This window comes from Phenylobacterium sp. LjRoot97, from assembly GCF_964254345.1.
GTDB lineage: Bacteria > Pseudomonadota > Alphaproteobacteria > Caulobacterales > Caulobacteraceae > Phenylobacterium.
In genome coordinates this window covers 1,065,707-1,084,818 of sequence record NZ_CAXUTH020000001.1, presented here as the reverse complement: position 1 = coordinate 1,084,818, position 19,112 = coordinate 1,065,707, and the positions used below count along the sequence as shown (strand labels likewise).

The following is a 19,112-nucleotide window of genomic DNA, read 5'->3' as shown; positions in this document are numbered from 1 at the left end:
GGCGTCAGCCTAGCGGCTTGGCGAAGATCAGCTGCGGGCCGAAGCCCTCCTCGTGCCGGCCGCCAGTGTCGACGAAGCCGATCTTCCGATAGGCCTCGATGGCCGGGATGTTGCGGGCGTTCACCGCCAGCATCAGCTGCGGCTGCACCGGACGCTCGCGCACGAACCACTCTTCCAGCAGGCTGATGCAGCGCCGCCCGACGCCCCTGCCCTGAAAGCCGGGCCGGACGCGGAAATTGTGCAGGCTGACGGTGCCGGGCGGCGCCCAGGGCGGACGGCGCAGCCCCTCGCGCAGGACGAAGAACCCGACCACCTCGCCGCCCGGTTCGACGACCGCGAAGCCCTGCTCGAGCCCGACCGCGTCGGACTCGTTCAATCGCCCGAACACCTCGTCCAGACTGCCGGCGAACGCCTCCTGTTCGGGCGGCAAACCGATGATTTCGACCACGTCGCGGTCGGCGCCCGAGATCGGCTCAAGTCTCCAGTCGGCGGCTTGTGTCGTCGTGCCCATGGCTCGAAGGCTAACACGCATTCAGCGAATGTTGTCATCCCAGCGCTCGCCTGGGCGCTCGGCTGGCGCTCAAAACCCCGCGCCCGGGCCGCCCGGACCGAAGCTGCGGCGCGAGGGGCGTTGCAGCCGCGCCCCCTGGCTGGTAGCGATTTGCGCCTGGCGCGGTCGATTGGGCCGCGAAGCGTTGGAAATCGAATGCGGCGACCTGCTTCCCCGACCCGGCGCGGCCCGGGCAGCTCGATCTTCTGGGATCTGCTGACCTTCGAGCGCCTGATGACCAACCAGGTGATTCATCTCATCTATTGGGCGGGCCTGGGGGTCATCGCACTGATCGCGTTCGGTACGGTCGGCGCCGCAGTCGGCGTGGCCCTGCGCGAAGAAAGCTGGATCGGCGTGATTCTGGCGATTCCGGTGCTGGTCGCCGGTCTGCTGGTGGTCGCTGGGCTGGTGCTGCTCTGGCGCTCGTTCTGCGAACTCTATGTCGCCCTGTTCCGCCTCAGCGACGACCTCCACGCCCTGCGTCAGGCCGCCGACGCCGCCGAACAGGCGCCTGCCCGCCCTGCCGCGCCGCGTGCGCCGACCCCCGGCCCGCTGAACTAGCGCAGTCCGTTGATCCAGGCGGCCGTCGCCGGCTTCGGACGACCGCGGCCGTCGAACAACAGCGGCTTGTCGCCGCCGCTCTTGTAGTTGAGCCACGAGTCCGGATCGCGCAGGCCCCAATGCGTGAAGGCGAAGCGCTGCTGCGCAGGCAGGCTTGAGAAGGCCTCCGCGGCTTCGGCGTAGAGCCGCGCCTGACCGGCCTCGAGCTCAGCGCGGCCGTGCAAGCCTTCGGCCCGCTTCAGCGAGACGTCCATTTCCGACAGGTGCACAGGCAGGCCGAAGCTGGCCAGGTCCTTGATCGCCGCGGTGATCATGCCCGGGGCGAGGTCGGCCGCCACATGCGTCTGGGTCCCGACGCCGCTCAGCGGCGCGCCGGCCTTCAGCAGCGTCTCGACCAACTTCATGAACGTGGCGCGCTTCTTCGGCCGGTTCTCCAGGTTGTAGTCGTTGAGGAACAGCACAGCGTCGGGGTCCGCTTCACGCGCGTGCTGGAAGGCCAGAACCATGTGCTCCAACGGCCCCAGCCGCTGGGCCCACAGGCAGTCGCGCCAGCCGTCGCCGTCCTCGTCGACCGCCTCGTTGACCACGTCCCACCCCACCGCCTGGCCGCGATATCGGCTGACGACGGCGGAGATGTAATTGCGATAGGCCGCCTCAAAACTGGCCCTGCCGGTGTCCAGATTCTTGAAGGCCGGCGGCTCCTGCGCGTACCAGACCAAGGTGTGACCGAAGAACCGCATGCCGTGCGTACGAGCGAAGGCGGCGATCTGGTCCGGCGCATCGAAGCGAAGCGAGCCGTCGTCCTGGACGATGTACTCCATCTTCATCTCCCACTCGGCGGTGAGTTGGGAGACCTGGGCGGCGATCAGCGCCGACAGATCCGGCTCGTCGAGCTGGAACGCCTGGACGCAGGTTCCGATCGGGAACGGCGCCACCGACTTCAGCGGCGGCAGATCGAGAGTTGCGGCCTGGGCGTCGGGGGCACGGTCGCAGGCCGCCAAAGCCAGCGCCGCTCCGACCACCGAGCGCCGTGAAAGGCTCACCGGGCGCCGGCCGCCCTGCGCAGCCCCAGTTCGTCCAGGGCGGCGGTCTCCAGGCGCGCGGCCTCCTTCACCTGGGCCAAGCGGATGCCCTCGGCCACCTGCTCGTATTTCTTCTGCTCTTCGAAGGCCAAGGCCAGCGCGTCGCGGGCGCCGGCCTCCTCGATGGCGACACGATCAATGTCGGCCTGGATCAGCGCCTTGCGGGCGCGCAGACCTTCCCAAAAGCCGACCTGGTACCACCCGGCCTCGGCGTCCTGGCGAGCGCGCTGCGCCTCGGCTTCACCCTCCGCTTCGAGGAAGGCCAGCTTCATCTCGTACTGCATGCGCCGGTCGGCGATCTCGGCCAGCCGCTTCTGCAGGATCTCGACCTCGTAGGTCGAGAGTTTGATCAGGGACTTGGCCCAGCTCATGCGGCTTCACCGTTCAGGATGTGGGCGAGGATGTTGAAGCTGTCGTCCAGGCTCGTGGCCTCGTCCTTGTCCTGGCCAAGGAACGCCTCGAGCGCCGGATTGAGGGCGATTGCCCGGTCGACCTGCGGATCGGCGCCGGCGCGATAGGCGCCGATGCGGATGAGTTCTTCCATGTTGGCGTAGGCCGACAGCGACTGGCGTGCGGACTTCACGATCTCGCGTTCGTGCGGCAGGTGGCAGCCCGGCATCGTCCGGCTGATCGACTTCAGGACGTTGATGGCCGGGAAGCGACCGCGCTCGGCGATCGCCCGCTCCATGACGATGTGGCCGTCGAGAATGCCGCGCACGGCATCGGCGATCGGCTCGTTGTGGTCGTCGCCGTCGACCAGCACCGTGAAGATGCCGGTGATCGGCCCAGCCGTTGTGCCGTCCGGGCGGATCGGCCCCGGCCCGGCGCGTTCCAGCAGCTTCGGCAGCTCGGTGAAGACCGTGGGCGTGTAGCCCTTGGTAGTCGGCGGCTCGCCGGCGGCGAGGCCGATCTCGCGCTGGGCCATGGCGAAGCGGGTGACGCTGTCCATCATGCAGAGGACCTCGAGGTCCTGGTCACGCAGGAACTCGGCGATCGCCAGCGTCATGTAGGCGGCCTGGCGGCGCTTCAGCGCCGGCTCGTCCGAGGTGGCCACCACGACGATGGCGCGCTTCAGGCCTTCTTCGCCGAGGGTCTCCTCGATGAACTCGCGGACCTCGCGGCCCCGTTCGCCGATCAGCCCAACCACGACCGCGTCGCAATCGGACTGCTTGGCCAGCATCGACAGCAGCACCGACTTGCCGACGCCCGAGCCCGCGAACACGCCCAGACGCTGGCCGCGGCAGCAGGTGGTGAAGACGTTCATCGAGCGCACGCCGAGATCCAGGCGCTCGCCCACCCGGCCGCGCGCATGGGCGGCCGGCGGGGCGGCGCGCAGCGGATAGGCGGCCGTGCCTTGCGGCAGCGGCCCCAGGCCGTCGATCGGCTCGCCGAAGGCGTCGACGATGCGGCCCAGCCAGGCCGTGGTCGGCCGCACGGCCGAGCCTTGCGGTTCGATGCGGATCTCGGCGCCTGGCGCGACGCCCTCGACCGGGCCGAACGGCATGAGCAGGGCGCGGGTCTCGCGGAAGCCGACCACTTCGGCGGCCAGCGGCTTGTCGGCCCGGCGCTCGATCTCGGCGCGCGCCCCGACCGCAAGGCGCGTCAGACCGCCTCGCGCCTCGATCAGGAGGCCGTTCACGGCCGCGACGCGGCCGGAGACGGTAAGCGGATCGATCCGCTCGACGGCGGCGACAAGGCTACGCAAGGACAGGACCCCAGCGGTCAGATTCGACCGCCTGGGAGAATCCGCCCGCCGCCGTTAACTCCCGATGAAGATTCCCCGCGTCGTCAACGCAGGGCCGCCGCCAGCCGCGCCGCCTGGCCCGGATGGCGCGCCACCAGCTTGGCCGCCGTGCCGGGGCGCTGCATGGCCGCGCGCAGCAGGAGCGGCCGCGCGGCCTTGGCCAGCATCGGCCGGGCGTTCTTGGCCAGACTGTCACGCCCCAGGAAAGCGGCGATCCCGACCACCGCCAGCGCGCCGAGCCCGAGCGTCAGACCGGGTCGCTTCTGCACCTCGGCGTAGACGCTGAAGCGGCGGCCCTTCAGGTGCTCGCTCTCGGTCAGGCCGTCGACCCCGTGCGCATGCAGGCTGTCGCGTGTCGGCTTGTCGCCGCGACGGCGGGTCATCGGCGGCATCATGCGGGCCATCATCTTGTCGACCAGGATCGGCGCGGCGGCCGAACCGATCGCCATCGGGCGCGCGCCCGAACCGACCGCGATGTCGCGGATCGGATGCGCCGCCGCATGCAGGATGGCGTCGGCGACCACCTCCGGCGCATAGCGCGGCGGCGGGACCGAGGCGGGCTGATCCATCATGTTGCGCGCGTGGTCGGCGAACGGGGTCGAGACGCTCGACGGCTTGATGAGCGTCACCGAGACCGGGATCTTCTCGCGCAGCACTTCCAGGCGCAGCGCGTCGGTGAAGCCCTTCACTGCGTGCTTTGAGGCCGAGTAGGCGCCCATCAGCGGGGCGGCCACGTCCGACAGCGACGAGCCCACATTGATCACCGCGCCGGAGCGGCGGTTCTCCCGGAAGTGCTTCACGGCCTCCAGCGACCCGTTGACCACCCCGAAGTAGTTGGTGCGGAACAGTCGTTCATGGTCTTCCGCCGTGGTCTCGGCCAGTTCGCCATAAAGCCCGACGCCGGCGTCGTTGATCCAGGTGTCGAAACGGTCGAAGCGCGCGATCGCCGCCCGAGCGATCTTGTCGACGTCCTCCGGCGCTCCGACGTCGGCGACCACCGCGTGGGCGCGGCCGCCCTGGGCGTTGATGTCCTCGCAGATCGCCCGCAGCGCCTCGCCGTTGCGCGCAGCCAGCACCACCGCCGCACCGGCCTTGGCGGCCTTGCGTGCGGTCGCCAGGCCGATGCCCGACGATGCTCCGGTGATGACGATGACCTGGTCGGCGAGCGGCTTCAGTTTCACGGCCATGACGATCCTTTGGGCTGGGGGATTGTTCCAGGTCCAAACGACCCGCCGGCGTGACCGTTCCGCCCGCCGCGCGCCGTTAAGATCGGGCGCCGCGGCAGCCGGTGTTCGCCAATCAAGTCCAATCACAAAAGATTCAACGGCCGTGCGACTCGCCCCGGAGGCGGGCGCTTGTCGCCGATTCCCGAACCGAGTTAACGATTCGTCCGAAGGCGCTTCACCATTAACCGGTCATAAATTAACTCGCTGGCAAGTTAACAGCGAGGATCGGGGCGGATTGCCCGGATATGTTGTTTTCTAGCGCTACCGTTCGAGGAGGAACTGATGCGCGTACTGTTGATCGAAGATGACAGCGCCACGGCGCAGAGCATTGAATTGATGCTCAAATCCGAGGGTTTCAACGTCTATACGACGGACCTCGGCGAGGAAGGCGTCGATCTGGGCAAGATCTATGACTACGATCTGATCCTGCTCGACCTGAACCTCCCCGACATGAGCGGGATGGACGTTCTGCGCACCCTGCGGGTCGCAAAAATCAACACTCCGATCATGATCCTGTCCGGCACGGCGGAGATCGACACCAAGGTCAAGACGTTCGGCGCCGGCGGCGACGACTACATGACCAAGCCCTTCCACAAGGACGAACTGGTCGCCCGCATCCACGCGGTGGTCCGTCGCTCCAAGGGCCATGCCCAATCGGTCATCAAGACCGGCGACATCACTGTGAACCTCGACGCCAAGACCGTCGAAGTGAACAACAGCCGCGTCCACCTGACCGGCAAGGAATACCAGATGCTGGAGCTGCTCTCGCTCCGCAAGGGCACCACGCTCACCAAGGAAATGTTCCTGAACCACCTGTACGGCGGCATGGACGAGCCCGAGCTGAAGATCATCGACGTCTTCATCTGCAAGCTGCGCAAGAAGCTGGCGGCCGCCGCCGACGGCAAGCACCACATCGAAACCGTCTGGGGCCGCGGCTACGTGCTGCGCGACCCGCACGAGAGCGCCGCGGCCGCCTGAACGGGCCCGACGCTTCACTAGACTGCCGAACGCCCGCCGCTCCTTCCGGCGGGCGTTTTCTTTTTGCCCGCGTTCCGCGTTAGGCTCCGCCACACAGTTCGCGGGGAGGCGGCGTTGGGAAGAACTATCGCACTGGTCGCGTGCCTTGCGCTCGCGTTCCTGATCGGTTGGGCGCAGGAGCGCACGCCGACGCCCCTCCCCGTCGACGCGCCTGCCTCGGCCTTCTCCGCCGGCCGCGCCATGGCCGACGTCGAGGTCATCGCCAAGGTCCCCCACCCGATCGGCAGCCCGGCCAACGCCGCGGTCCGCGACCACCTCGTCGCGCGGATGACCGAGCTCGGCCTCTCGCCGCAGGTCCAGCGCGCGCAAGTGCTGCGCCAGGAGGACGGCTGGATCGCCGGCGGGACGGTCGAGAACGTCATCGGCGTGCTGCCCGGTCGCGACCGGACAGCGCCGGCCGTTGCGGTCATGGCCCACTACGACAGCGTCCCCGGCTCGCCCGGCGCGGCCGACGACGCGGCCGGGACCGCCGCGGCCCTCGAGATCGCCCGCGCGATCAAGGCCAAGGGCCAGCCGGCCCGCGACGTGATCCTGCTGATCACCGACGGCGAGGAAAGCGGCCTGCTCGGCGCCCAGGCGTTCTTCGACCAGCACCCGCTCGCCGGCCGCATCGGCTTCCTGCTCAACATGGAGGCCCGCGGCGGCGGCGGCCGCGCTCAGATGTTCCAGACCGGGGCCGACAACGCCGGCACGATCGAGCTCTTCCGCAAGAGCGCCGTCGCACCCGTCGCCTCGTCCCTGACCGTCTTCCTCTACGAGCACATGCCCAACGACACCGACTTCTCGGTGTCGAAGGCCAAGGGGATCCCCGGCCTGAACTACGCCTTCATCGGCAGTCAGTTCGACTATCACGCCGCCACCTCGACCCCGGCCAACCTCGACAAGGGCTCGTTGCAGCACATCGGCGAGCAAGTGCTGGCAGCGACGATCGCCGCCGCCGACGCCACGACGCTGCCCGCCGAGGGGCCGAACCTCGTCTACGCCAACACCTTCGGCAGCCACATCCTCGCCTACCCTCAAGCCGCCGGCTGGCTTGTCGTCGCGGCGGCCGGGCTCCTGCTGACCTTGGCGATGCTGCGCGCCCGGCGAGCTGGCGCGCTGTCCTTCTTCGACGTCCTGAAGGGCATGGGCGCAGCGCTGTTCGCCCTGACCTTCGCCGCAGCCGTGTTCCGCCTCGCCCGCCTCGCCACCGGCGTCCCGTTCGGCTTTCTCGAGCAGAGCCAGTTGCTGGCCCAGGCCGGCCGCTGGGAGACCGCCCTCGCCCTGCTGGGCGTCGGCGCGCTGCTGCTGGCCGCCGCCGCCGCCGGCCGCGGCCGAACCCGGCTGGCCGGCGCCGTCCTGGCCCTGATCGTCGGCGGCGCGTGCTCGGCCTTCGGACGCCTCGACCTAATCGGGCTGGCGCTCGGCGCGATCGCCGCCGTCCTGGCGGTGGCGAGCTTCGGACGCCCTGCACGCCTGGCCGGCGCCTGGGCCGGCGTCCTGGCCACCGGCCTGCTGATCGCTGTCGCCCTGCAGTTTGCGGCCCCGACCACCGCCTTCCTGGTCGGCTGGCCGTTGGCCCTGGCGAGCCTGGCGGCGGCGCTGACCACGCTTGGCGCACGCCGCAGCCTGCCGGTGCTGTTCGTCCTGGCGATCGCCGGCGTGCTCGGCCTGTCTTGGCTGCTGGCGTTCGGGCACGGCATCTACCAGGGGCTCGACCAGCCCGAATTGTTGGCGGTGATCGTCTGGCTGGGAGCGCTGACGCTCTGGCCGCTGGCGCAGCCGGCCGAAGACCAGAAGGGCGCGCGGATGTCGGCCCTGGCCGTGGTCCTGCTCGGCGCCGTCGCGGTCTTGGTGGTGCGGCTCGATCCGCCCTGGACCGCCCGCCATCCGCAGGTCACCCACATCGCCTACTACCTCGAGCGCGAGGCGGGCCGCGCCTACCGCATCAGCGACGCGCCCGGCCTGCCCGACTGGACCCGCGGGATCCTGGCCGCCGACGGCGGCGCGGTGGAGCGGACGAAGCTGCCGGGCCTGCGCCGCGACGGCGTCTGGGCGGCTCGGGCTGCCGCCGTCGCCGTTCCGCCGGGCGGGATGGAGTTCACGCGCCAGCCGGACGGCGGCTACCGCCTGCACCTGGACGCGACCGGCGCGCGCACGCTCATCCTGCGGCTCGACGCCAAGACCAAACTGGAGAATGCGGCGCTCAACGGCCATCCGCTCAAGCCGCTCGTCGGCGGCTCGGCCCGGATCGCCTGGGAGGCCCCCACTGAGGGCCTCACCCTGACCTTCCGCGCCCCCAGCCCGGGAGCGATCGAGGTCAAGTATTCCACGGTGATCGACCAATGGCCGGCGGAAGCGAAGCCCTTGCCCGCTCGCCCCGCCGACCTGATGGCCTTCGGAACCTCGGGCGCGACCATCGTCGGCGGCGCCCGCAGGTTCACCTGGTAGCGCCCTACTTTTCGAAGGCGGCCGTGATCTTCAGGTCGACGTCGTCGCCGACCACCGGCAGGGCGTAGCCCAGGCCGAAATCGCTGCGCTTGATCTTGGCGGTCGCCTCGAAGCCGACGGTGTGGGCCTTGCTCATCGGGTTGGTCCCGGCGCCGGTCAGCTTGGCGTCCAGGGTCACCGGCTTGGTCACGCCCTTCAGCGTCAGGTCGCCGTTGATCTTGGCGGTCTGGCCGTCGACGACGACCGAGGTCGAGACGAACTTGGCGGTCGGGAACTTCTCGACGTCGAGCAGGTCCTTGCTGGCCAGGTGCTTGGTGAAGCCCGGCGAGGTCGTGGTCGAACCCGACATCGGGATGTCGATGACCACCTTGGCGGCCGCCGGGTTGGCCGGGTCGAGCGTCAGGCTGCCGGTCATCTCGCCGAACATGCCGTAGAGCACCGAGAAGCCCATGTGGTTCAACGACCAGACGACCTGGGTGTGGTGGCCGTCGACCTTGTAGGTCGCCGCGGCGATGCGCGAGGTGTCGGCGGCGCCGGGCATCTGGGCGAAGGCCGGGGTGGCGATCAGCATCGCCATGCTCGCGGCCGCGAGAAGCTTCTTCATGTCTGCAGTTCTCCGAATATCGAAATGGCCCAGATCGGACCTAGATCGAACCGCACCCGCCGTCCGTCAAGAACAAGCGCTGGTTTTCACAAGACCGTCGCAGGTCTGGCGCACCGCCGGGCGAACGCGCTATGCCGAACCCGCTTAGCCCAGCCAGGCCCGGAGGACCCCGCATGACCGCGCAGGACGACATCGTCATTTATCACAATCCCGCCTGCGGGACCTCGCGCAACACCCTGGCCCTGCTGCGCGAGAAGGGCCTCGAACCCACCGTCGTCGAGTACCTGAAGACCGGCTGGACCAAGGACCAATTGGTCGCCCTGGCGGCCAAGATGGGCGTCTCCCCCCGCGAGTTTCTGCGCGAGCGCGGCACCAAGGCGGTCGAGCTCGGCCTGACCGATCCGGCCACCTCCGACGAGGCGATCGTCGCGGCCATGATCCTCGATCCGATCCTGGTGAATCGCCCTATCGTCTCGACCCCGAAGGGTGCGGCGCTGTGCCGTCCTGCCGAACTGGTCCTTGGTCTGCTCTAACCGGAGCTGTGAGGGTCGTCGGATTGGTTACCGGCGATTAACCATATCGGTAGAGAACGGTTAAGCCGTTCGCCAGTTACGACGCAGCTTTCGCATGGCCGGCAGGCCGTGTGGCATCGCGAGTACGGGGGCACGATGCAAGAGTTCGATCCGCGACGTCCGACCTTTCGGCTGACTCCGCGCCTCGCCATCGGCGTGGCCGGCGTCGCCGCCCTGGCGCTGGGCTGGAAGCTCACCGCCGATCAGGCCGCCGCCCCGCCCAAGGCGCCGCTCGATCCGGCGGCGATCACCGCCCTCCAGCACGCCGCGTTTACGCAGTCCGAGGCTCAGCCCGGCTTCGGCCGCCCGCAGAGCGTGCCGGTCAAGGTGCTGCCGGGCGAGACGCTCGAGTCCGCCGTCGAGCGCGCCGGGGTGCCGCGCGACGAAGCCCGCCGCGCCGTCGAGACCCTGGCCGAGGCGATGGACACCGTGCACATCAAGGCCGGCATGGCCTTCGACGCCGCCGTCGCCCAGCCGCGCGGCGAGCGCGGTCCGGCCCGCCTGGTCGGCCTGTCGCTCCGCACCGGCCCGGCCCAGTCCATCACCCTCTCGCGCACCTTCGACGGCGCCCTGCGCCTGCGCGAGATGGAGGAAAAAATCCGCGACGAGCAGATGGTCGCCCGCGGCGAGATCACCGGCTCGCTCTACGAGAGCGCCTCGCGCATCGGCGCCAATCCGACGATCGTCGCCGGCATGGTCAAGCTGTTCTCGCACAAGGTCGACTTCGACCGCGACCTGAAGGCCGGCGACGCCTTCACCATGGTCTTCGACCGCAAGGTCACCGAGAGCGGCCGCACCATCGAGACCGGCGACCTGGAGTACGCCCAGATCAAGGGCGTGCAGTTCTATCGCTTCGAGCGCCAGAACGGCGATGTCCAGTACTTCGACGAAACCGGCAAGAACATCAAAGGTTTCCTGCTGCGCACCCCGGTCGACAACGCCCGGATGACCAGCCGCTTCGGCATGCGTCGCCACCCGATCCTCGGCTACAACCGCATGCACCAGGGGATCGACTTCGGGGCCGGAACCGGCACCCCGGTGCTCGCCGCCGGGGACGGCGTGGTCGTCGAGGCCCGCCGCTGGGGCGGCTACGGCAACTGGGTGCGCATCCGTCACTCGGGCGGGTTCGAGACGGGCTACGCCCACCTTTCGCGGTTCGGCAAGGGCATCAAGACCGGCGCCCGCATCAGCCAGGGCCAGGTCGTCGCCTATGTCGGCTCGACCGGCGCCTCCACCGGCCCGCACCTGCACTACGAGATCTGGCAGAACGGCAAGCGCGTGAACCCGATCGGCGCGAAGGTGCCCCAGGGCACCGTGCTGGCCGGCGCCGAACTGGCCGCCTTCCGCGCCCAGAAAGCCCGCATCGACACGCTGGTCCGCGACCAGGGCGCCGACGAGGCGCCCGCGCGTCTGGCGGTGGCGGAAACCACCCCTCCGCTGGCCCTTCGACGCTAGGTTGTCCTAACGGAAGCCTCCACGCGGCTTCCAACCTGCTCTCCTGCGCACTAATGTGGCAGATCGAACCCTGCTCGCGCGGAGAGTCGCCTTGACTGCAGCCGTCAAACCCAAGCCCCGCGCGCGGTACGCCGCCAAGCGCGACGCCATCATGGCGGCCGCGACCAAGGTGTTCGCCGACCAGGGCATGAGCGGGTTCACCCTGGCCGCCGTGGCCAAGCGGATGGACCTTCACCCGGTCAGCCTCACCTACTACTTCAAGCGCAAGGAAGACCTCGCCGCGGCGGTGTTGCACGACACCATCGCCCGCTTCGCGCTCATGCTCGACGAGGCCGAGACCCACACCACCCCGGCCGAACGGCTGACCGCCTTTATCGCCGCCTACTTCGAGACCCGCCGACGCATCGCGGTGGGTGAGGAGGATGTGCTGGCGCCGTTCAGCGAGGTCTATCTGATCGAAGGCGAACAGAAGCAGCCGGTGATCCAGAGCTTCGAGGCGCTCTACGTCCGCATCGGACGGCTGCTGAAGTCGGACGACACCCCATGGGTCAGCACGCCGCGCCGCCAGGGCCTGGCGCGGCTGGTGGTGAACCAGCTCACCTGGGCTGACACCTGGCTGTCGACCTATGAGCCGCAGGACTATCCCCGGGTCGCGGCCCGGCTCAGCGACATCATGATCAACGGTCTGCCGTCTGGGGGCCAACCCTGGCCGGATGGACCGTTGCTGGCGCTCGGCGCGCTGAGCGCCGAGAACGACGAGGTCACCCGCGACCGGTTCCTGCTGGCCGCGACGAAGCTGATGAACCGCGAAGGCTATCGCGGCGCGTCGGTCGACAAGATCTCGGCCGAGCTCAAGGTTACCAAGGGCTCGTTCTATCACCACAACGCCGACAAGGACGAACTGGCGGTCGCCTGCTTCGGGGCCACCTTCGACCTGATCGACCAGGCCAAGCGCGAGGCGGCCAAGGCCGGCAGCAACTGGACGCGGCTGTGGCTGGCGGTGACGTCGCTCGGCATGCTGCAGGCGCAGAGCGCCGGTGGGCGGCTGCTGCGCCACCACTGCATCGCCGCAGTGCCGCCGGCGATGCGCCGGCAGATGCTGGTGCGCTTCCTGCAGACGACGAACTCGTTCGCCGGCATCATCGCCGACGGCGTGGCCGACGGTTCGATCCGCCCGGTCGACCCGCTGCTGGCCGCGCATGCGATGATGGTGACGTTCAACGCCTGCCTGCCGCTGGAACCGCGGCGGCGCCCGGTGGTCACGGACGGGGTGATGGAGGAGTACCTCCGCCCGGCCTTGCTCGGCTACTTCGTGAAATAGAACCCCCGGTCCGGGTGCGTTCCGTCCGGGGGCTCCCAGCCTCCTACTTGGTCGGGGCCTTGGTGGCAGGAGGCGTCTTGGCGACCATGGCCGTGGTCGAGGCCTTGGCCGACGAGCACTTAGCGTAGTGCCCCTTGGCGTCTCGGCACTTTTCAGACTTGGCTGGGGCGGCGGCCGGGCACTTGGCGAAGTGACCTTGGGCGTCGCGGCATTGGGTGGCGGCCGAGGCCGCGCCGGCCGTGGACAGGCCGGCGACGAGCGCCAGGGCGGTCATCAGGGACAGACTGCGGGACATGGCGGTCCTCCTCAGGTTTGGACGACCTACTTGGTCGCCGGCGTGCTCGCCGTCGCGGCGGGCGCGGCCTTGTGGTGCTTGTGCTTCTTGTGATGGGTGGCCGGCTTGGCCGTAGTGGTCGCGGTCGACGAGGTGGTGGTCGGCGCGGCGGCCGGTGCGGCCGCCATGGCGACGCCGGCGAGGGCGAGCGAGGCGGCCAGCGAACCGGCGACGATGAGGGTGGGCTTCATGGGACTTGCTCCGAACGGCGGGGACATCCGCCTGTCAGCAAGCCTCGTCCTGCCACCTGACGCCGCTCAGGCGCGGGCCTTACAAATAGTTGAGCGAGCGCCCACGAAAAAAGCCCTCCCGATGGGAGGGCTCCTGTTCGTCCCCGGCGGGGAATTCTTCGTCAGTCGAAGACGATGACCGAGCGGGCCAGCTCGCCCTTCTTCATCTCGTCGAAGCCCTCGTTGACCTGCTCCAGCTTGATGCGCTGCGAGATCATCTCGTCGAGCTTCAGCTTGCCGGACATGTAGAAGTCCACCAGGCGCGGCATGTCGACCGGGAAGCGGTTCGAACCCATCATCGAGCCCTGGATGCGCTTCTCGGACAGGAAGGCGAAGCCCGGCAGGGTGACGGTCTGGCCGATCGGGATCATGCCGATGACGTTGGCCGTGCCGCCGCGACGCAGCATGCCGAACGCCTGCTCGGCGGTCTTGGCCAGGCCGATGGCTTCGAACGCGTGGTGCACGCCGCCCTTGGTCATCTCGAGCACTTCCTTGACCGCGTCGGTCTTGGAGGCGTCGATGAAGTCGGTGGCGCCGAACTGCGAGGCCAGGTTGCCCTTCGAGGACACCATGTCGATCGCGATGATCCGCGAGGCGCCGGCGATCGCCGCGCCGTTGATCGCCGCCAGGCCGACGCCGCCGCAGCCGATGACCGCCACGGTCTCGCCCGGGCGCACGTTCGAGGTGTGGATCGCCGCGCCGACGCCGGTCATCACCGAGCAGCCGATCAGGGCGGCGCGGTCCAGCGGCATATCCTTGCGGATCGCAACGCAGGCATGCTCGTGGATCAGCATCTGCTCGGCGAAGGACGACAGGTTCAGGTACTGCTGCATCGGGCCGGTGGTGGCCTTCAGACGCGGCTCCTGCTCGGCGTCGCGCTTGGTGTCGGGCGACACGCACAGCGACAGGTGGCCGGTCAGGCAGAACTCGCAGTGGCCACAGTAGGCCGACAGGCAGGTGATGACGTGGTCGCCCACCTTCACGGTGCGCACTTCCGAGCCGACCTGCTCGACGACGCCGGCGCTCTCATGGCCCAGCACCGCCGGCAGCGCCGTCGGATAGGAGCCTTGCATGAAGTGCAGGTCGGAGTGGCAGAGGCCGGCGGCCTTGGTGCGGATCAGCACTTCGTGCGGGCCCGGCTTGTTGATCTGGACGTCTTCGATCTGAAGCGGCTTGCCCACTTCGCGCAGCACTGCGGCTTTCATCTACGGCGATCTCCCCAAGCGACGCCCGATCGGGCGCGGATTATCGAAGCCACGGTATGGCCGCGGCGCTCGTCACGCCAACCTTATCGCTGTTCAGATGGCCGCGGCCAAGGACGTTTTTGGCGTGAGACACCCGATCGGGCGCTGGAGAGGTCGCTTGGGGTTACTTCGGCGCCCAGACGTCCGCGCGGCTGGACGAAGAGATGATATCCGAGCCCGAGGTGCTGAGGCTCGACATCGGCACCTTGGTCGTCTTGCCCTTCGATGAGAGGGTCACCATGCCGCCGTCGACCTTGACGACCTGGCCGACCTCGGCGCCGGCCGCATCCTTCACCCGCGAACCCGCGCGCAGGTTGGACGTGGTGGCCGCGGTGTTCGCCGCCCGTCCGGTCTCGGCGACCGGCGGAGCTTCGTAGTTTCTGCCCGGCTGGTTCGCTGGGGTGTCGATCGGCGGATTGAGCCCGCGACCTTGATCATATTGCATCGGTTGCTGCGCCGCCGCCGAGACGGCGAGCGCCGCCAGCGCGGCGCCGACGAGGGCTGGCAAGAACTTCACGTTCATCTTGGGTCCTCCGGAGGCCCGCCCAGCGGCGACCCAACTCAGGCCCTCGCGCGAAGTTCCGCCCACCCGTCCAATCGTGATCACGCCTGCGCCGTGCGTCCGCCCAGGCGCAGCTTGGGCCAGGCCAGTCGCGTCCAGGCCGGCAAGCGCAGCGCCCAGGCGTTGCGGGCGGGGATACAGGCCTCCAGCGAGGCCAGCAGCGGCTCAACCGGACCGTCGCTGATGAAGTGGTTTCCGCCGGTCACCCGCTCGAACCGGATCGGCTTCCAGCTTGCGGTCTGGACCGCCAGCCGTTCGGCGATCTCGATCGGTGCGAAGTCGTCCTTGTCGCCATGGATCACATGCACCGGGATGCGCAGCCGCGACAGGGCCTTGTGCAGGTGCTCCAACTGGCTCGGCTGGCCGGACACCTCCAGCACCGCATGGCGCAAGTCGCGCGGGATCACCTTCAGGAGCTTTGTGCCCAGGTGCACCAGCCAACGCGCGGTCGGCCCAGACTCACCGAAGTACCCCGACAGCATCACCAGTCCGGCGACACGGCGCGGGTTCTGCTCGGCCATGATCGAGGCGATCGCTGCGCCGTACGACTGGCCGACCAGCAGCACCTTCTGGCCCGGCCGGGCCTGTAGCAGCGGAGCCAGGGCCCGGGCCTGGGTCTGGATGTCGCCGACATACTCCACCGGCTCGGACCCGGCGTAGCCGGGGCGGTCGACGACGACCATTTCGCGGTCCTGCGGGAGGCCGGCCAGCACCGGAGCCCAGTACTCGGCCCAGGACGGCGCGCCGGTCACGACCACGATCTTCCAGGGCGCGGGCCGATCGCGGGGGGTGGTGAGCGCGGAAATCTTCCAGCCAAGGCCGCCACCGGCCTCGAAGCGAAAGCGTCGCACGACGCTGTCGGGATAGTCGTCCGACGTCGGCACGTGTTCGGTGCGGCCGCTCGCAGCCGAAGCGAAACACGCCCATCCCACGGACAACACGCCCTTGGGTCTCTTTTGCAAGGTTCAGCTCCCAACTCGGATGCCTGATGTAGGGTGAACGCCTTGAGGCGACGGCAGTTTCGTTGCGTCGCAACATCTCAACTACAGCGGGATATGTTCGCCTTCTGCGCCCGTCAGACGGCAAAGCGCCCGCTGTAGGCGAAAACCACGCCCAACCACCGATGGGCAGTGACCACGCTGAACCGATAGACGCCGTCGCGCTCGAACGACGCGGCGCGCACCTGCGGCGCCAGGGCCATCGGCAACACGAGCGGTCCCAGCCGCCACGACAGCAATCGCCAGGAAAAGCCGTTCGCTTTCAACACAGGTCGAAACCGGAAGCTCAGCGGCCCAACCTGCTCCTCGAACTCGCCGGGCGCGGCCAGCGTCCGCAACCGAGACGAAAACCGGCAGGGCCCGAAGTCGCGGGTCCATCGCTCGCCGCGCGCATCGGGCGCGATCGTCACCCTCAGATCCCGGTATCGCCCGGTTTCCGGCAAGCCGATCACCGCACGCGACAGGCGCTGCAACGGTCCGCGCGCGCCACGCGCCACGCCCTGGCCGCTAAAGGTCTGAGCGGCCAAGCGGTCGTGCACCGCAACCACCGGCGCAGGCAGCCTGCAGGCGCCGTCGCCAAGCAAACGCCGCAGCAGCGTCGGCGCATCCGGCGCGCCATGATCGACCTGCGTCGTGATCGCCAATCCAGCCAGTTCGGCGACGATCTCGTCGAGCGTGACCACGCCCACGCAAGCTCGCGCGCCGCGGATCGTGATCCGCCCCGACAACAGACCACGCAGCACCGCGGCGGCCGCCGCCACCGGCACGGTCGGCCCGGCGTTGGCCTGCGCCGCCAGCGACCAGCGCGCGCGACGAGGCGAACCGTCCTCGCCGCTCCCTTCGGCCAGCACGACCATCCCGCCGCGATCCGACCCCAGCCGCGCCACCGCGTCGGCCATGGCCCGCAAGGGCGCGGCCGCCGGCTCCAGCGAGCGGACGAGGCGCAGCCGCACGAGCCACGACAGCAGCCAGAGGCCCAGATGCAGCGGCGCCAGCTCCAATCCGGCCAGGAACCGCGCTTCCTTTCCGACGCGGCCGGCCATCAGGTCGAGGTCCGGGGTCTCGCACAGCGAGGCGAGCCGCTGGCCGACGCCGGGTATCGCGATGCGTCGCAGCCCGCTCCAGCCGGGCTGGCAGGTCCATCCGCCGCCGGAGAACACCCGGACCGGCTGACCGACATAGGAAAGGATCGCCCGCACCACCGAAACGCCGCGCGGCGCCCGCGCGCCCGGCGAGATGGCCACCAGGACCCGCTCGATGTGGGACCAGCCGGCGGTCATGGCGTGGAGGGTTTCTGGGCGGTCGCGGTCGAAACCTGCCGCTGCGCAGCCCAACTCGCGCGCCAGAAGCTGCGCCCGCTCCAGCCCACGCGCCGCCAGGATCAGCTCGATCTCAGGCCAGGAGGCCAGCAGCCGCGCCAACCGCTCCCCAAACGCGCCCGTCGCGCCGACCAGGAGGATGCGGCGCGTCACAGCGGCGTCCTCAGGCCGCCATGCGCGCCTTGAAGACTCCGTCCGGCAGCTCGCCGGCCCGGTCCGGGTGAACGAAGAAGTAGTCCTTCCAAGGCGCCTCGACGTCGACGTCAGAACTTTCTTCCAGACGGTCGCCGTTGAGCGCGAACATTCGGTAACCGCGGGACAGAAAGACCTCGAGCACCGCCTGCGCCGAACCGCCGAACCGGCCTTCGAGCATCAGCGGATGGATCTCGATCAGCACGTGCGGCAGGTCGCGTTCGAGGATCTGCTCGGCGCCTTTCAGCGCCTTCAGCTCGGCGCCCTCGACATCCATGCGGATGAAGTCGATCCGGCTCAGGCCCTGGGATTCGCAATATTGGTCGAGGGTCGTGACCAAGGTCGTCTCGACCTCCGCACCCATGTCCTCGAAGTCGGGTCGCACCGGGCTTTGCGGTCGCTCGGCGGCGACATAGGCGTAGCCGCGCGCCATGCGCCCGGACATCTTGATCGGCGTCACCAGCAGCAGCTCCCCCGGGATGTCGGCGACCGCCGCGTTGACCGGGGTGACGTGGGCCGAGATCCGGTGCCAGGCCAGGCAGGTCTTGAGCACCTCGAAGGTGAAGGCCGAGGGTTCGAAGGCGTGGATCTGCGCCTTCGGCGCGACCTGGGTCATCACGTACGAATGGCGCCCGTCGCTGGCTCCCACGTGCAGGCAGACCGGCGAACCGCTGAGCAGATCGGCGAGATACGGGGTCTCGGGCTCGTGCTTGGCCCACGTCCTGTTACGGCGCCAGGCGCGATAGGCGTGACCAAGCACCCTGATAGACGGCATGGGTACTTCCTCGTGGCCGGCCTCTTTACGCTGCGTCCCGCGTCACCGTCACCATGTAGTTGATGTCGCAGTCCGAGGAGCGGACCCACCGATCGGTCAGCGGATTGAACGCCACGCCGAACGGGCCATGCACGGCGACCGGCTCGCCGTCGAGGAATCCACGGAGTTCTTCCGGCTTGAGAAACTTGTTCCAGTCGTGGGTCCCGGCCGGCACCCAGCGCAGCACGTATTCGGCCCCGATCTTCGCCAGCGCCAACGCCTTCAAGGTGCGATTGAGGGTGGCCACGATCATCAGCCCGCCCGGCGCCAGCAGCCGCGCGCAGTCGCGCAGGTAGGCACCCGGATCGGCGACGTGCTCGATGACTTCCATATTCAGGATCACGTCGAACGGACGCTCGCCGGCGGCCAGCAGGTCCTCGGCGGTCGTGGCGCGGTAGTCGATGGCCAGTCCCTGTTCGGCCGCGTGCGCGCCGGCCGTGCCGATGTTGCGCTCCGAGGCGTCGACGCCGGTCACCTGGAAGCCGAGCCGGGTCATCGGCTCGCACAGCAGCCCGCCGCCGCAGCCGATGTCCAGCAGCCGCAGCCCCTCGAACGGCCGGATCGCCTTCGGGTCGCGCCCGAACCGCGCCTGAACCTCGTCGCGGATGAACGACAGCCGCACCGGATTGAACTTGTGCAGAGGGGCGAACTTGCCCTTCGGATCCCACCATTCGGCGGCGATGCGCGAGAATTGTTCGACCTCTTTCGGGTCGATCGAGGATGCGGACGCAGACGACATGAAAGCCTTTTCCTACCGAGCGGCGCACGGCGCCAGCCCCTATCGGCCGGCAAGGCCCAGAATGGGCGCCATCTTGCGCGGGGCGCGTCCTTTTCGC

The 19,112-nt window shown here is 69.1% G+C and carries 20 protein-coding genes; 6 read left to right on the top strand and 14 right to left on the bottom strand.

Annotated features, from left to right (window positions below):
• Positions 1–4 precede the first annotated feature (4 nt).
• Positions 5–532 (bottom strand): GNAT family N-acetyltransferase, encoded by a 528-nt coding sequence (locus ACSQ2H_RS05160; protein WP_436060386.1) that lies wholly within the window; start codon positions 530–532, stop codon positions 5–7.
• 174 nt (positions 533–706) lie between these two features.
• Here ACSQ2H_RS05160 and ACSQ2H_RS05155 point away from each other — a divergent pair, with 174 nt between their 5' ends.
• Complete coding sequence (locus ACSQ2H_RS05155; RefSeq protein WP_436060385.1) at positions 707–1,111, top strand: DUF4282 domain-containing protein; 405 nt, start codon at positions 707–709, stop codon at positions 1,109–1,111.
• Here ACSQ2H_RS05155 and ACSQ2H_RS05150 read toward each other — a convergent pair.
• The 4 genes from ACSQ2H_RS05150 to ACSQ2H_RS05135 form a co-directional block, all read right to left on the bottom strand.
• Entirely contained in the window at positions 1,108–2,154 is a 1,047-nt protein-coding gene (locus tag ACSQ2H_RS05150; protein ID WP_436060384.1) for an endo-1,4-beta-xylanase, read from the bottom strand. The genes ACSQ2H_RS05155 and ACSQ2H_RS05150 overlap by 4 nt on opposite strands.
• Positions 2,151–2,564 (bottom strand): flagellar export protein FliJ, encoded by a 414-nt coding sequence (locus tag ACSQ2H_RS05145; RefSeq protein WP_436060383.1) that lies wholly within the window; start codon positions 2,562–2,564, stop codon positions 2,151–2,153. Before ACSQ2H_RS05145 ends, ACSQ2H_RS05150 begins: the two co-directional genes overlap by 4 nt.
• Complete coding sequence (gene fliI / locus ACSQ2H_RS05140; protein ID WP_436060382.1) at positions 2,561–3,898, bottom strand: flagellar protein export ATPase FliI; 1,338 nt, start codon at positions 3,896–3,898, stop codon at positions 2,561–2,563. The genes ACSQ2H_RS05145 and fliI overlap by 4 nt, the downstream gene beginning before the upstream one ends.
• A gap of 83 nt (positions 3,899–3,981) precedes the next feature.
• Positions 3,982–5,124, bottom strand: coding sequence for an SDR family oxidoreductase (locus tag ACSQ2H_RS05135; RefSeq protein ID WP_436060381.1), 1,143 nt, complete (start codon positions 5,122–5,124; stop codon positions 3,982–3,984).
• Positions 5,125–5,445: 321 nt separating this feature from the next.
• Here ACSQ2H_RS05135 and ctrA point away from each other — a divergent pair, with 321 nt between their 5' ends.
• Positions 5,446–6,141, top strand: coding sequence for a response regulator transcription factor CtrA (ctrA, locus tag ACSQ2H_RS05130; protein ID WP_183773298.1), 696 nt, complete (start codon positions 5,446–5,448; stop codon positions 6,139–6,141).
• A gap of 114 nt (positions 6,142–6,255) precedes the next feature.
• Positions 6,256–8,631 carry a M20/M25/M40 family metallo-hydrolase gene (locus ACSQ2H_RS05125; protein ID WP_436060380.1) on the top strand — a complete coding sequence of 792 codons (2,376 nt, stop codon included), beginning with the start codon at positions 6,256–6,258 and terminating at the stop codon, positions 8,629–8,631.
• 4 nt (positions 8,632–8,635) lie between these two features.
• Here ACSQ2H_RS05125 and ACSQ2H_RS05120 read toward each other — a convergent pair whose 3' ends face one another.
• Positions 8,636–9,235, bottom strand: a complete 600-nt coding sequence (locus tag ACSQ2H_RS05120) for a YceI family protein (RefSeq protein ID WP_436060379.1) — start codon at positions 9,233–9,235, stop codon at positions 8,636–8,638.
• Positions 9,236–9,408: 173 nt separating this feature from the next.
• Here ACSQ2H_RS05120 and arsC point away from each other — a divergent pair, with 173 nt between their 5' ends.
• The 3 genes from arsC to ACSQ2H_RS05105 all read left to right on the top strand — a co-directional run bounded on the left by arsC (position 9,409) and on the right by ACSQ2H_RS05105 (position 12,583).
• On the top strand, positions 9,409–9,768 hold the full coding sequence (gene arsC / locus ACSQ2H_RS05115; RefSeq protein WP_436060378.1) for an arsenate reductase (glutaredoxin): 360 nt from the start codon (positions 9,409–9,411) through the stop codon (positions 9,766–9,768).
• A 135-nt stretch (positions 9,769–9,903) separates the two neighbouring features.
• The gene (locus ACSQ2H_RS05110; RefSeq protein WP_436060377.1) at positions 9,904–11,262 is read left to right on the top strand and encodes a peptidoglycan DD-metalloendopeptidase family protein; all 1,359 of its coding nucleotides are present in this window, start codon (positions 9,904–9,906) and stop codon (positions 11,260–11,262) included.
• Between the two features lie 91 nt (positions 11,263–11,353).
• Positions 11,354–12,583 carry a TetR/AcrR family transcriptional regulator gene (locus tag ACSQ2H_RS05105; protein ID WP_436060376.1) on the top strand — a complete coding sequence of 410 codons (1,230 nt, stop codon included), beginning with the start codon at positions 11,354–11,356 and terminating at the stop codon, positions 12,581–12,583.
• Positions 12,584–12,626: 43 nt separating this feature from the next.
• Here ACSQ2H_RS05105 and ACSQ2H_RS05100 read toward each other — a convergent pair whose 3' ends face one another.
• The 8 genes from ACSQ2H_RS05100 to ubiG form a co-directional block, all read right to left on the bottom strand.
• Positions 12,627–12,878 carry a hypothetical protein gene (locus ACSQ2H_RS05100; RefSeq protein ID WP_436060375.1) on the bottom strand — a complete coding sequence of 84 codons (252 nt, stop codon included), beginning with the start codon at positions 12,876–12,878 and terminating at the stop codon, positions 12,627–12,629.
• A 26-nt stretch (positions 12,879–12,904) separates the two neighbouring features.
• Positions 12,905–13,108, bottom strand: coding sequence for a hypothetical protein (locus tag ACSQ2H_RS05095; protein ID WP_436060374.1), 204 nt, complete (start codon positions 13,106–13,108; stop codon positions 12,905–12,907).
• Positions 13,109–13,269: 161 nt separating this feature from the next.
• Positions 13,270–14,352 (bottom strand): Zn-dependent alcohol dehydrogenase, encoded by a 1,083-nt coding sequence (locus ACSQ2H_RS05090; RefSeq protein WP_436060373.1) that lies wholly within the window; start codon positions 14,350–14,352, stop codon positions 13,270–13,272.
• A gap of 163 nt (positions 14,353–14,515) precedes the next feature.
• On the bottom strand, positions 14,516–14,914 hold the full coding sequence (locus ACSQ2H_RS05085; RefSeq protein ID WP_436060372.1) for a hypothetical protein: 399 nt from the start codon (positions 14,912–14,914) through the stop codon (positions 14,516–14,518).
• A gap of 80 nt (positions 14,915–14,994) precedes the next feature.
• Positions 14,995–15,915, bottom strand: coding sequence for an alpha/beta fold hydrolase (locus ACSQ2H_RS05080; protein WP_436060371.1), 921 nt, complete (start codon positions 15,913–15,915; stop codon positions 14,995–14,997).
• 113 nt (positions 15,916–16,028) lie between these two features.
• Entirely contained in the window at positions 16,029–17,423 is a 1,395-nt protein-coding gene (locus tag ACSQ2H_RS05075; RefSeq protein WP_436060370.1) for a DUF4166 domain-containing protein, read from the bottom strand.
• A gap of 10 nt (positions 17,424–17,433) precedes the next feature.
• Positions 17,434–18,237 (bottom strand): FkbM family methyltransferase, encoded by an 804-nt coding sequence (locus ACSQ2H_RS05070; protein ID WP_436060369.1) that lies wholly within the window; start codon positions 18,235–18,237, stop codon positions 17,434–17,436.
• A 25-nt stretch (positions 18,238–18,262) separates the two neighbouring features.
• Positions 18,263–19,015, bottom strand: a complete 753-nt coding sequence (gene ubiG, locus ACSQ2H_RS05065; RefSeq protein WP_436060368.1) for a bifunctional 2-polyprenyl-6-hydroxyphenol methylase/3-demethylubiquinol 3-O-methyltransferase UbiG — start codon at positions 19,013–19,015, stop codon at positions 18,263–18,265.
• Between the last annotated feature and the right edge of the window lie 97 nt (positions 19,016–19,112).